We start from the raw sequence: 12,427 nt of genomic DNA, 5'->3' as shown, positions 1-12,427 counted from the left end.
CGGGCAAGAATGGGAGGTGGCCTTGTTACGCTACGTGTTCACGCGGTTTGCCATCTGGATTCCGTCCGTCCTGGTCGTGATGATGGCCGTCTACGCGATGGCTTTCTACGGTGCCGGCGATCCGATCAAGCTGATCTTCCTTCGTGCGCCTGGCGACGTTGCCTATAATCCGCAGCGTATCGAGGCGATCCGCGAAAGTGCCGGTCTCAACAAGCCCTTCATCGAGCAGTTCGGCCTTTACATCTGGAACCTCCTGCACGGCCAGTTCGGCAATTCGCTGACCTCGGGCCGCTCCGTCTGGGCCATGGTTTCGGCCGCCGCCCCCGTTTCCTTCCAGCTTGCGCTCTGTTCCATCATCCTGACGGCGATCGTCGCAATCCCGCTCGGGATGATCGCTGCGCTGAACCAGAACAACCGCATCGACTATACGATCCTCGGTTCGGCGCTGTTCCTGTGGGCAATCCCGGCCTATGTCGCAGGCCCGCTCTTGATGGTGGCGCTGATCGTGCTCCTGCCGATGATCAAGGTGCCCTATGGCTGGGGCGGCGTCTTCGACGTGCGCATCATCCTGCCGCTCATCGTCTTGTCCTTCCAGCCGATCGCGCTGATCGTGCGCCAGACGCGCGCCGCCGTCATCGAAGTGCTGTCGGAGGATTTCGTCCGTACCGCGCGCGCCAAGGGCGTGCCGGAAATCGTGGTGGCGCTGAAGCATATCCTGCGCCCCGTGCTTACGCCTGTGGTGACGCAGCTTGGCCTGATCATGATCACCATCGTCAACGGCGCCATCTTCGTCGAGCTCGTCTTCGGCCTGCCGGGTCTCGGCCGGTTGACCGTGCAGGCGCTCACCAATTCCGATTATCCCGTCATCCTGGCGATCACCCTGATCGGATCCTTCCTGGTCATGGTGTCGAACCTGCTGGTCGATGTGCTCTATCCGATGCTCGATCCGCGCGCCAATGATTCCAGAAGGAGCCGCTGATCATGTCCGCCATTCCTCTTGCGACGGTCGAGACGGCCGAGGAGCCGCCGGTCAACCTGTGGCGCGACGCCTGGCAGCGCCTGAAGCGCAACAAGCTTGCGATCTTCGGCCTCGTCGTGATCGTCATCCTTGCCTTCACGGCGATCTTCGGCCCGTCCCTGACGCCCTATGACTATCTCAGCCAGGATCTCGCCTCGCGCAACGCGCCGCCGTCGCTCGCGCATTTCTTCGGCACCGACGATCTCGGCCGCGACGTCTTCAGCCGTATCGTCTTCGGTACGCGCACGGCCTTCCTCGTCGCCGTCATCGTCACCTTCATCGCTGTCCTGATCGGCCTGCTGCTCGGTGCCGTCGCCGGCTTTTTCGGCAATCCCTACGATCGCGCCATCATGTGGCTGACCGATGTGACGATGTCGGTGCCGAACCTGCTTCTCGTCGTCGTCATCAACGCATCCCTGAAGACGCCGATCACGAAATGGATGGAGGCGCAATATCTCGCCACCCTCAACCCCTTCTACCGCCAGACCGTGTGGGTCGATTTCATCCTGGTCTTCGGCTCGATGGCATTGATCTCCTGGCCCCCCTATGCGCGCCTCGTGCGCGCCCAGGTCCTGTCGATCCGCAATCGTCCCTATGTCATGGCGGCGCAGGCGCTCGGCCTGTCCAACTGGCTGATCATCCTGCGCTATATCGTGCCGAACGCACTCGGGCCGCTGATCGTTTCCGTCAGCGCCGGCCTCGGCACGGCAATGGTGCTGGAAAGCGCCTTCAGCTTCCTCGGCGTCGGCGTCAATCCGCCGACCCCCAGCTGGGGCAACATGATCTCGGACGGCCTGCGCGTCTGGCAGCACTATCCGCATCTCCTCGCCGCTCCGGCGGCCGTGCTCGGCCTTGCTTCGGTGGCCTTCAGCTTCCTTGGCGACGGCCTCAACGACGCACTCAATCCGCGGGGCAGCAAATGATGAACGCAACAAGCAACGAACGCCTGCTGGACGTGAAGGATCTCACCATCGAGATCGATACGCGCCGCGGCCCCGCCGTCGTCGTCGATGGCATCGACCTCTATGTCAACAAGGGCGAGACGCTTGGCGTCGTCGGCGAATCCGGCTGCGGCAAGAGCCTGACGATGCTCAGCCTGATGCGGCTTCTGCCGAACAAGATCAAGGTGACGAAGGGTTCGGCGAATTTCGACGGGCGCGACCTGCAGAAGATGTCCAATTCCGACCTGCGCAAGGTGCGCGGCGGCGATGTCGGCTTCGTCTTCCAGGATCCGATGACCTCGCTCAATCCGGTCATGCGTATCGGCGATCAGATCTGCGAGCCGCTGATCTATCATCGCAGGATGTCGAAGGCGGATGCGCGCGCACGCGCCGTCGAGCTTCTGCGCCTCGTCGGCATTCCCGGTCCCGAAGAGCGGCTGATGGCCTATCCGCACGAGCTTTCTGGCGGCATGCGCCAGCGCGTGATGATCGCGATCGGCCTTGCCTGCAATCCGAAGCTTCTGATCGCCGACGAGCCGACGACCGCGCTCGACGTGACGATCCAGGCCCAGATCGTCGATCTGGTGAAGGATCTGCGCGCCAAGCTCGGCATGTCCGTCGTCTGGATCACCCACGACCTCGCGCTGATCGCCGGCCTCGTCGATCGCGTCGCCGTTCTCTATGCCGGCACGGTCGTGGAAGATGCGCCGGTGGACGAGCTTTATGCTCGTCCCAGCCATCCCTATACGCGTGGGCTGCTGTCTTCGATCCCGAAGCTCTCGGATGCGCCGGCAAGCCGGCTGTCCTCGATCGGCGGCACGCCGCCGGAGCCCGGCCGCCGGCCGAAGGGCTGCCCCTTTGCGCCGCGCTGCCCGCTGGCGGAAGCCGTCTGCCACGAACGTGTGCCGCGGCTTGAGCCGGTATCTGGCAACAGCGCGCATCGCGCCGCCTGTTTCGTCGTCCAGAGAATGCAGGAGGCTGCGTGATGGGTGCCCAACCGCTCTTGAAGGTCGAAAACCTCGTCAAGCATTTCCACGTCAAGCTTGGCGCTTTCGGCGAGCGCTCGGCGACCGTTTATGCGCTCGACAACGTCAATCTCGACATCATGGAAGGCGAGACGCTGAGCCTCGTCGGCGAATCCGGCTGCGGTAAATCGACGACCGGTTTTACCATTCTCAATCTCTACAAGGCGACGAGCGGCAAGGTGGTCTACAAGGGCCAGGATATTGCCACGCTCGATGAGAAGCAGATGCGGCCCTTCCGTCGCGACCTGCAGATCGTTTTCCAGGATCCCTATTCGACGCTGAACCCGCGCATGACGGTCGGCGAGGCGATCGGCGAGCCGATCCTCTTCCACAAGCTTGCCACCAAGGCGGAGCTCAAGGACAAGGTCGCGGCCCTGCTGACCGACGTCGGCCTGCCGACGCGTTTTGCCCAGCGTTACCCGCACGAGCTTTCCGGCGGCCAGCGCCAACGTGTCGTCATTGCGCGTGCGCTCGCCTGCCAGCCGAAATTCATCGTCTGCGACGAGGCGATCTCGGCGCTCGACGTGTCGATCCAGGCGCAGATCATCAACCTGCTGCTCGACCTGCAGGAAAAATACGGCCTGACCTACCTCTTCATCGCGCATGACCTCGCCGTCGTGCGCCATATCAGCACGCGTGTCGGCGTCATGTATCTCGGTCGCCTGGCCGAGCTTGCAACGCGCGAAGAGCTTTTCGACAATCCGTTGCACCCTTACACGAAGGCGCTGCTTTCGGCCGTGCCGGAAACCGATCCGGAACTGGAGCGCAGCCGCAAGCGCCAGATCCTGCAGGGCGATGTGCCGAGCCCGCTGAACCCGCCGGCAGGCTGCCGTTTCCACACGCGCTGCCCGATCGCCATGGACGTCTGCAGCAAGGTCGTCCCGGAATGGAAGGAAGCCAAGCCCGGCCATCTCGTTGCCTGCCATGCCGTCAATCCGGGGCAGGCCTCATGACGCTGAAAGTCGCCATCATTGCCGACGACCTGACCGGCTCGCTCGATACGGGGACACCCTTTGTGGAGGCCGGGCTGTCGGTTGCTGTCGCGATCGATGTCGAAGCGGCCGGCAAGGCGCTGGAAACCGGTGCGGAAGTCGTTGTCGTCAATACGGCCTCGCGCGGCCTGCCGGAGGCGGAAGCGGCGGCGCGCGTGCGGGCCGCCGCCGAAACTCTGCGTGCCGCCGGTTCGGCGATCTTCATGAAGAAGATCGATTCCCGGCTGAAGGGCAATGTTGCGGCCGAAAGCATCGCGCTGGCCGACGTGCTCGGTCTCGAGACCATCCTGATGGCGCCGGCTATTCCCGATCAGGAGCGCATTACCTATCGCGGCTGCGTGGTCGGGCGCGGCGTGGAACATCCGTTGCCGATCGCGGACCTCTTTGCCGGATCTGCTCGTGGCGTGACGGTCGCCGATGCCGAAGACGATGCCGATCTCGATATTGTCGTGGCGGAAAACGACTGGCTTTCCACCCTTGCCGTCGGCGCTCGCGGCCTGGGCTCGGCGCTGGCGCGCCGGCTCGGCGGACCTGCACGGCTGACGCCGGAATTTCTCGCGACGAGAAAGACGCTGTTTGCCTTCGGTTCCCGCGATCCAATTACGGCCGCCCAGATGGACCGTCTCGAAGCTTCGGGTGCCCTCCGTATCGTCGTGGACGCGCCGATGGGTGCGGTCGAAAGCGGGGAGGGGCTGGCATTGCCGGCGCTGCTGCGCTGCACGGGCGAGATGACGAGCGATGGCGCGCGTGTCGCCGCTCGCTTTGCGCAGGGCGTGAAATCGGTCATAGATGATACGAATCCTGACATGATCATGGTCGGCGGCGGCGATACCGCGCTTGCCGTTTTCCGTGAACTGGGCGTTTCGGTCCTGCTGCCGAAGGGGGAAATCGAGGCCGGTGTTCCGTGGTTCGACGTCAGGGATGTCAACGGGCGGCAATTCCGATGTGCCGTCAAGTCGGGGGGCTTCGGCAATTCCGATAGTTTGCTAAGACTGATCGTTCGGAATCAGGCGGCGTAAGGAATGCCAGCGGGGAGAATGAGAGTGGATGAAGCGAATGGCGGATCGGTAAATCCGGAAGCGGCTCCGGCTGCACGGCCGGAGCGCGGCAGGGCCGTGAAGCTGGTCGATCGTGTCTTCGATCAGCTGATGGAGCGCATCCGCGCCGGCAACTATCCGCCCGATTCACGGCTTCCGGGTGAGCACGAGCTTGCTTCGATGCTGGGTGTTTCGCGTCCTATCGTGCGTGATGCGCTGGCGCGTCTGCGCGAGCAGGGCATCGTCTATGCGCGGCAGGGTGCCGGCACGTTCGTCAGCGCGCACGGCTCGCCGACGGCGCAGCTTGCCTATTCGCCGGTCAAGACGATCGCCGATATCCAGCGCTGCTACGAATTCCGCCTGACGATCGAGCCGGCGGCCGCCTATTTTGCCGCCAAGCGCCGCGACGATGCGGCAATCCAGAAGATTGCCGCGGCCCTTGCGGATCTGCGGGAAGCGACAAGCCACCAGCTGCACCGGGTGGATGCCGACTTCGTCTTCCATCGCGCCGTCACAGAGGCCGCCAACAATCACTATTACACGGCCTCCATGGATGCGCTGAAGGCGCACATCGCCGTCGGCATGCATCTGCACGGACTTTCGCTGCTCGGTCCGCGGCCGGGCCTCGAACAGGTGTATCAGGAACATAACGAAATCTATAAGGCGATCGCCGAGGGCCGGGCGGAAAACGCGCGCGACCTGATGCGCGCGCATCTCGAAGGCTCACGCGACCGCCTGTTCGAAGGGCGTGTGCTCGACCTGTCCTTCTGAAGGGGCTATTCCTCGAACAAGGCGCGTTCTGTCGCGAATATCTTCGTCAGATAGTCGGCGACTGTTCGGATCGGCAGATCCTTGCGCTGCTGGCGCCGGGTGAGAAGCCAGACCTCCCGCGGCGGCGGCACCGGCTCCAGCGGGCAGTGGCGAAGGCTCTTTTCCGTGCGTCCGATATAGTGCGGCAGCAATGCGAGACCGGCGCCGGCCTTGGCGGCCGTTGACTGGGACACCTGGTTGTTGGCACGGAACGACACGCGCGCATGCGGGAAATGGCGGGCGAGCCAGGCCGCCTCCGGCACGAAGGCATTCACCTCGTCAAATCCGACGAAGACCGGCTCGGCGCCGTCTTCGACCTGCCGGCAGACCTCCTCCGTTCCGTAAAAGCCGTATCCGATCGTCGCGAGCTGCCTGGCGATGAGATCGCCGTCCTGCGGTTTTCCGAGGCGGATGGCAATGTCGGCCTCGTGGCGTTCAAGGCTGATGCTGCGCATGTCGGTCGCCAGGTCGATGTCGAGGCCGGGAAATTGCATCGTGATCATCGCCAGACGGGAGACGAGGAAACCCTGCGAGAGCGCGGGTGACGCGTTGATGCGCACGAGGCCCTTCGGCGTGTCGTCCTTCCAGCCGCGCCCGAGCGTCTGGACGGAGGCCTCCATGTCGCTGGCCGCCGTCAGTGCGCGGGTTCCGGCGGGTGTCAGCACATAACCGTCCGGGCGGCGCTCGACCAGTTTCTCGCCGAGCGTTTCTTCCAGCGAATGAAGGCGGCGGGCAATCGTTGCGTGGTTGACACGCAGCGTGCGGGCGGCGGCCGACAGGCTGCCGTGCCGTCCGAGTGCAAGGAAAACCCGGATATCCTGCCAGTCCGGCTCTGTGCGTTTTTTATCAGCCATTGGCAAAGAATAGCGAATTTTTCGCAGAAGGGAACGGGACTAGATAGGAGGCGACCTCAAACAGAAAGGTTGCCGACATGAGCTCTTCCAGTCTCACCCTCACGCTGATCGGCGGGCCGACCGTGCTCGTCGAATATGGCGCGTTGCGCCTTCTTACCGATCCGACCTTCGACCCGCCGGGCCTCTACAGGGAAACGCCCGTCCGTTTCGAAAAAACTTCCGGCCCCGCCCTGTCTGTCGAAAAGATCGGCCGGCTGGATGCCGTTCTTCTCAGCCATGACCAGCACCTCGACAATCTCGACAGTGCCGGCCGGGCCATGCTGCCCGGCGTTGGCACCACCTACACGACCAGGGCCGGTGCGGAGCGGCTGGGCGGCAATGCGCTCGGGCTTGATCCTTTCGAAACCGTCACACTCGAAGGTGCCGGCGGCGAGAAGCTTCTGGTCACGGCGACGCCCGCCCGGCACGGCCCCGTCGGCATCGAACCGATTTCCGGCGATGTCGTCGGCTTTGCACTTGGCCGCGAAAAGCCGGGCGACCTTCTTTACGTGACCGGTGACACGGTCTGGTACGAGGGTACGGCCGAGGTTGCGCGGCTCTTTTCCCCGAAAGTGGTCCTGCTGTTTACCGGTGCTGCCGAGCCCCGTGGCCGCTTTCACATGACGATGGGCAGCGAGGACGCTCTGGAAGCGGCGCATGCCTTCCCGAACGCGCTGCTCGTACCTGCGCATAACGAGGGCTGGGTGCATTTTCGCGAAAATCAGGACCAGCTTGCGCACGCCTTTTCGGTCTTCAACCTCGCAGACCGGCTGAGGCTCTTCGAAAAGGGCAAGCCGCTCAGCATCGAGCTGACGGCCTGATCCCTCTCAAACTGGCGCTAGGCGCCAATCTTCCAAGGAGACATATCATGAGTAACGAACAGAAAGTCGCCATCGTCACCGGTGCCTCGCAGGGTATCGGTGCCGGTATCGTTGCGGCCTATCGCAGGGAAGGCTACGTCGTCGTCGCCAATTCCCGCAGCATCGAGCCGTCGTCCGATGCGGGCATTATCGCTGTCCCCGGCAGCATTGGCGAGCGCGGCGTGGCCGAACAGGTGGTCAGGACGGCGGTCGAGCGTTTCGGCCGCGTGGACACGCTGGTCAACAATGCCGGCATCTTCATCGGCAAGCCGTTTACCGACTACACGGTCGAAGACTTCAACAACGTCATCAACGTCAACGTTGCCGGCTTCTTCCATGTCACGCAGTTTGCCATTGCCCAGATGCTGAAGCAGGGCCATGGTCACATCGTTCAGATCACGACGGCCCTTGTGGAACAGCCGATCGCCGATGTTCCGACGGGCCTTGCGACGCTGACCAAGGGCGGTCTCGACGCCGTTACCCGCGGGCTTGCCATCGAATATGCCAGGAGCGGCATCCGCGTGAATGCGGTGGCGCCCGGCATCATCAGGACGCCGATGCATGCGCCGGAGACGCATGATTTCCTCAAGGGGCTGCATCCGGTCGGCCGCCTGGGCGAAGTGAGCGAGATTGTCGATGCCGTGCTCTATCTGGAGCGTGCCGGCTTCGTGACCGGCGAGACGCTCAATGTCGATGGCGGCCAGCACGCCGGCCGCTGGTAGTGGGGAGGTAACGGGCGGAGCGCGATGTGGCGCCCGCCGCCAAGGAGAACGACAATGCCTTATGTGAATATCAAAGTGACGCGTGAAGGCACGGCTCCCGGTGCAAGCAGCACCACGCCGGAACAGAAGGCCGCGCTCATCAAGGGCGTCAGCGATCTTCTTTTCGATATTATGGGCAAGCCGCATGACAGTACCTTCGTCGTTATCGATGAAGTCGAGATGGAAAACTGGGGTGTGGGCGGTCTGCCAGTGCCTGAATATCGCAAGCAGCTTGCGGAAAAAGCGGCGAGACAGAAATAGTGTCGTGGCGGCCTTCGGGGCCGCCACCCGCTTTGCACCAAATGAAATGCAGGGATATCACCTCATGGGCAACTGGCAGGACAATCGTATCGTCGACCTTTTCGGGATCGAGCTTCCTATCATTCAGGCACCAATGGCCGGCGCGACGACGCCGGAAATGGTGATCGCAACCAGCGAAGCCGGCGGCCTCGGATCGCTTCCTGCAGCGCTTTTAACGATCGAGCAGACAAGGGCGTCGCTCGAGCAGATACGATCGGCGACGTCAAAGCCGATCAATGTGAATTTCTTTGTTCATGCCAATCCGGCGGCCGATGCCGTTGCCCAGATGAAATGGCGTACCGCGCTTGCCCCTTACTATGTCGAGCTGGGGCTCGATCCCGCCGCGCCGGTTCCGGCGGCCGGGCGTGCGCCTTTCGACGGCGATTATTGTGCGCTTGTCGAGACCTACCGGCCCGAGGTCGTCAGCTTCCATTTCGGCCTGCCGGGACCGGATCTTCTGGAACGCGTGCGGCGTACCGGCGCCAGGGTCATCGCTTCGGCGACGACAGTTGCGGAGGCGCGCTGGCTGGTGCAGCGCGGTGTCGATGCCGTCATCGCCATGGGGCTGGAAGCCGGCGGCCACCGGGGAAATTTCCTTGGTGACGATATGAACATGCAGGTCGGCACGATGGCGCTTGTGCCGCAGATCGTCGATGCGGTTCCCGTACCGGTCATTGCGGCTGGCGGCATCAGCGACCGGCGCGGCGTTCGCGCCGCTTTTGTCCTTGGTGCCTCCGCAGTTCAGGTAGGTACGGCCTATCTCCTTACGCCGGAAGCGAAAATCACCGCCTTCCATCGCGACGCGCTGAAGTCGGCGCGGGACGACAATACTGCCCTGACCAACATCTTTACCGGCCGTCCCGCACGCGGCATCGTCAATCGCATCATGCGGGAGATCGGACCGCTGTCGGCAACTGCACCGGCATTCCCGACCGCCGGCGGTGCGCTTGCGCCGCTGAGGGCGGTGACGGAGAAGGAAGGCCGGCCGGATTTCAGCAATATGTGGGCTGGTCAGGCTGCAAGCCTTGCACACGAAATGTCGAGTGCGGAGCTGACGCGGTATCTCGTCGAAGCAGACTAGGAGCAGGGACCCATGCGGGTCGGCACGGACGTCATGGAGGCCGCTAGCGCGAGGGCGTCGCTTCGCCTGCGATAACGGCACCCGTCTGGACTGGAACGGGGGCTTTGGCGGGTGCGGGCGAGCTCTTCTGCCGCACTTCCGCATCGGACGCGCTGTGCCAGAGTTGCCAGCCTTCTCCCTGGATAAGGCCGCGGTCGGAAAGATCCTTCCAGTGGCGATAGGTGGCGGTGCCCGTGTAGACGAAGTTGCGGGCGTCTTCGGGGGAGGAATACATGGTGTACTCGGCCGTATGTTGCGAGCGGTTGGCAGGATCGGCCACCTTGTGGAGGAAGCTCGACAGGAACTTGAAGTGAAGAAGGGCGCTGGTGACGCCGACGGCGCCGCGCATTTCGCCGAGATTGAGCGAGAGCGGCCAGACCTGATGCGAGGATTTGAGGTAGAGGCGTTCGCCGGACACATAGATCAGCGGGATCTTGTTGAGCGCGGGGCCGTCCCAGACGCGGCCGCGAAAATAGACACGGCCGCGCACACCGCCCTTGATCCAGATGGTGCGGCTCTTCCTGTCGAAGTGCGATTCATAGCCTGAATGGTCGAAAAGGCTGCATATATCGAGAGGATTGCGGCCGGGTTCGCAGATGTTTTCGCTGACGGGATTGCGGCTGTACATGTCGATCATGACGGAGCGCAGCGAATGGGCGCCGACAGATTCCATATAGGCGGTCAGCTGGCCGATCGAACGCGTATCGCAGTGCGGGTAGACCAGGAACTCATCCGCATCGACATAGAGAACCCATTTCTCCTGGCAATGGCGGTTGATGACTGCGTTGATCCAGTCATTGCCGAAGCGGGCTGCCTTGTAGGAACCGGTGGCTGACAGAAGCGAAACGTCTTCCATGCCGGAAAGGAATTCAGCCGTGCCGTCGCTCGAGCCATTGTCGATGCAGATGAAGTGCTCGACACCAAGATCGCGATAATATTGCAGAAAGAACGCCATCCGGTGTCCCTCGTCGCGGATCACGCAGATCAATACGTGGCGTGCCTGCTTCAGGCCGCCACGAAGGCCGGCATAGCCGAGTTGCCCGGCCTTCAGCGAGCGGCGCAGCCGGGCCTTGGCGTAGTGCGAGATGCTGGTGGTCAAAGCGCTCATTTCTGCTCCTGAACACTCGCGCCGGCCTTCAAGACCGGCTCTGCCTGCAGGGATCGGGTCGACCTTTCATCACACGAGATAATCGCCGGCGAGCAGGGTCTGTACGCGCGGATTGGGCATTTCATTCTGCAGGGCATGTCTTACGCGCTCTCGTATCGAACGGTATTTGTAGACGACCTTGCGGTCGAAGCTGATGCCCCGGTAAAGCGCGTTGTAGGCCGGGTGCGTCTTGCGCAGGTCGATATAGACCTGGCTTTCGGTGTCGCTCCACGGGAAGAACGTGCCGTGCCAGGGTTTGGGGTGGGCCATGTAATGGACGATGGCGAGCGAGGACATGTCCACCAGATGCAGGAACTGCTTGGGGAAATTCCAGCGGTTCGACACCAGGATGAGCGAGGAACCGCAGACGTAGTTCAAGGCGCCCTGGTCATGTTTGCCGTCGCAGGCGTCCGGGTTCGTGGCGAAGAGCTGCAGTGCCTCCGGCCCGATCCAGCCGTCGCGGTGGAATTTCAGGACGCCGGCATTGAAATAACTGCTGTCCTTGCCGTTCTGCAGCAGGCCGTGGATGGAGGTATAATCGCGTGCCGCGAAAAACTTTCCGGGCGGTGCGAACGCATTCTCAAGATCGGCAAGGCTGCTGACAATCTGTGTGTCGCCGTCCAGATAGATGATCTGGGTATAGTTTTCGGGCAGGACCTGGGCGAGCACGAGTTTGGCCATTGTGCTGACGCTGATGCGGCCCATGAAATGCGAACCGTCGAGCTTGCCGAGGGATTCGCGCAGCGCTTCCGTCGCGTCCATCAGCTTGACGCCGCTCAGTGCCAGCAGGCCCTTCAGCTCCTCGAAATTATCGAGGTGCTCCGACATGAGAACACAGACATCCGTCTCGGAATTTGCAAACTTCCGCGCCTGCAGCGCCGAAAGAATAGTCGGAAAGGAATATTCGACATCCGTAACGTAGGCCACGCACTGATTACTCATGGTACAATCCTTCTCGCAGTTCTTCGCCTGGAAGTGTCTTTGTTGAATCCGTGGAAAATTTCTCTTTGCCGGGATGCCGCCGTCTGCTTGTTGAAGGCGGGCCAATTCTTGTTCCGCCAGCAACAAAACGTCCCTCGTCGGCGTTTTGATCGCGGCGGATTGTGAGAAAATTAACCATTGCTATCGCTCCACTACCAAAAGCTGGGTGTTGTGGATTTGGCCCTGTAATGTGAAGATCGGCACGGGCGCATGTGGGACGACAGGAAGGGATAAGGCATCGCAATGCTGAACGGCACGATCATTGTGATACTGATTTCGCTTGCAGCCGGAACCGCCATTCGCGCCTGGGCCTTTGCCATATTCGCAATCGTCGTATCGCTCGGTTTCGGCGTCGTGGCCCACCAAAGCGCGTCTCTGCTCGAGGCTGCGCTCTACGGTTTCGGTATCCTCGTGCTGATGCAGGCCTGCTATGTGACCGGCGTCTTCGCAGCCGGGCTCTGGCGTCGCAGCCGCAAGCCGTCCAAGGAGAGTGCCATGGCCGATCCGGCACCTGTGCCGGGCAAGCAGCGGCAAGGCTGATA

Annotated in this window: 14 protein-coding genes; 11 read left to right on the top strand and 3 right to left on the bottom strand. The window is 62.5% G+C overall.

Features of this window, described 5'->3' with window-relative positions; all coding sequences use genetic code 11:
* The first annotated feature begins 22 nt into the window (after nt 1-22).
* The 6 genes from ACFPWW_RS08605 to ACFPWW_RS08580 are packed head-to-tail and all read left to right on the top strand — an operon-like array spanning nt 23 to nt 5,784.
* Nucleotides 23-979 (top strand): ABC transporter permease, encoded by a 957-nt coding sequence (locus ACFPWW_RS08605; protein WP_112563069.1) that lies wholly within the window; start codon nt 23-25, stop codon nt 977-979.
* A gap of 2 nt (nt 980-981) precedes the next feature.
* A complete protein-coding gene (locus ACFPWW_RS08600; RefSeq protein ID WP_112563067.1) occupies nt 982-1,941 on the top strand; it encodes an ABC transporter permease in 960 nt (319 codons plus the stop codon).
* Nucleotides 1,941-2,945 (top strand): ABC transporter ATP-binding protein, encoded by a 1,005-nt coding sequence (locus tag ACFPWW_RS08595; RefSeq protein ID WP_112704761.1) that lies wholly within the window; start codon nt 1,941-1,943, stop codon nt 2,943-2,945. Before ACFPWW_RS08600 ends, ACFPWW_RS08595 begins: the two co-directional genes overlap by 1 nt.
* The gene (locus tag ACFPWW_RS08590; protein ID WP_112563063.1) at nt 2,945-3,937 is read left to right on the top strand and encodes an ABC transporter ATP-binding protein; all 993 of its coding nucleotides are present in this window, start codon (nt 2,945-2,947) and stop codon (nt 3,935-3,937) included. Before ACFPWW_RS08595 ends, ACFPWW_RS08590 begins: the two co-directional genes overlap by 1 nt.
* Nucleotides 3,934-4,995, top strand: a complete 1,062-nt coding sequence (locus ACFPWW_RS08585; RefSeq protein WP_112704760.1) for a four-carbon acid sugar kinase family protein — start codon at nt 3,934-3,936, stop codon at nt 4,993-4,995. The genes ACFPWW_RS08590 and ACFPWW_RS08585 overlap by 4 nt, the downstream gene beginning before the upstream one ends.
* A 24-nt stretch (nt 4,996-5,019) precedes the next feature.
* Nucleotides 5,020-5,784, top strand: coding sequence for a FadR/GntR family transcriptional regulator (locus ACFPWW_RS08580; RefSeq protein ID WP_377311376.1), 765 nt, complete (start codon nt 5,020-5,022; stop codon nt 5,782-5,784).
* Between the two features lie 5 nt (nt 5,785-5,789).
* Here ACFPWW_RS08580 and ACFPWW_RS08575 read toward each other — a convergent pair whose 3' ends face one another.
* Entirely contained in the window at nt 5,790-6,677 is an 888-nt protein-coding gene (locus ACFPWW_RS08575) for a LysR family transcriptional regulator (protein ID WP_112753535.1), read from the bottom strand.
* Between the two features lie 77 nt (nt 6,678-6,754).
* On the opposite strand from ACFPWW_RS08575, the gene ACFPWW_RS08570 reads away from it, so the two are divergent.
* The 4 genes from ACFPWW_RS08570 to ACFPWW_RS08555 all read left to right on the top strand — a co-directional run bounded on the left by ACFPWW_RS08570 (nt 6,755) and on the right by ACFPWW_RS08555 (nt 9,718).
* Nucleotides 6,755-7,537, top strand: coding sequence for an MBL fold metallo-hydrolase (locus ACFPWW_RS08570; RefSeq protein ID WP_377311375.1), 783 nt, complete (start codon nt 6,755-6,757; stop codon nt 7,535-7,537).
* A gap of 47 nt (nt 7,538-7,584) precedes the next feature.
* A complete protein-coding gene (locus ACFPWW_RS08565; protein ID WP_112563052.1) occupies nt 7,585-8,298 on the top strand; it encodes an SDR family NAD(P)-dependent oxidoreductase in 714 nt (237 codons plus the stop codon).
* 54 nt (nt 8,299-8,352) lie between these two features.
* The gene (locus ACFPWW_RS08560; RefSeq protein WP_113413491.1) at nt 8,353-8,598 is read left to right on the top strand and encodes a tautomerase family protein; all 246 of its coding nucleotides are present in this window, start codon (nt 8,353-8,355) and stop codon (nt 8,596-8,598) included.
* Between the two features lie 64 nt (nt 8,599-8,662).
* Complete coding sequence (locus ACFPWW_RS08555) at nt 8,663-9,718, top strand: NAD(P)H-dependent flavin oxidoreductase (protein WP_377311374.1); 1,056 nt, start codon at nt 8,663-8,665, stop codon at nt 9,716-9,718.
* Between the two features lie 43 nt (nt 9,719-9,761).
* Here the strand turns inward: ACFPWW_RS08555 and ACFPWW_RS08550 are convergent, their stop codons facing one another.
* Nucleotides 9,762-10,865, bottom strand: coding sequence for a glycosyltransferase family 2 protein (locus tag ACFPWW_RS08550; protein ID WP_113500159.1), 1,104 nt, complete (start codon nt 10,863-10,865; stop codon nt 9,762-9,764).
* 69 nt (nt 10,866-10,934) lie between these two features.
* The gene (locus tag ACFPWW_RS08545) at nt 10,935-11,846 is read right to left on the bottom strand and encodes a glycosyltransferase family 8 protein (RefSeq protein ID WP_377311373.1); all 912 of its coding nucleotides are present in this window, start codon (nt 11,844-11,846) and stop codon (nt 10,935-10,937) included.
* A 282-nt stretch (nt 11,847-12,128) separates the two neighbouring features.
* Here ACFPWW_RS08545 and ACFPWW_RS08540 point away from each other — a divergent pair, with 282 nt between their 5' ends.
* On the top strand, nt 12,129-12,425 hold the full coding sequence (locus ACFPWW_RS08540; protein WP_377311372.1) for a hypothetical protein: 297 nt from the start codon (nt 12,129-12,131) through the stop codon (nt 12,423-12,425).
* Nucleotides 12,426-12,427: the final 2 nt, after the last annotated feature.

It is taken from the genome of Rhizobium sp. GCM10022189, assembly GCF_042656325.1.
Lineage (GTDB): Bacteria > Pseudomonadota > Alphaproteobacteria > Rhizobiales > Rhizobiaceae > Rhizobium.
This window is presented reverse-complemented; position numbering and strand designations above follow the sequence as displayed.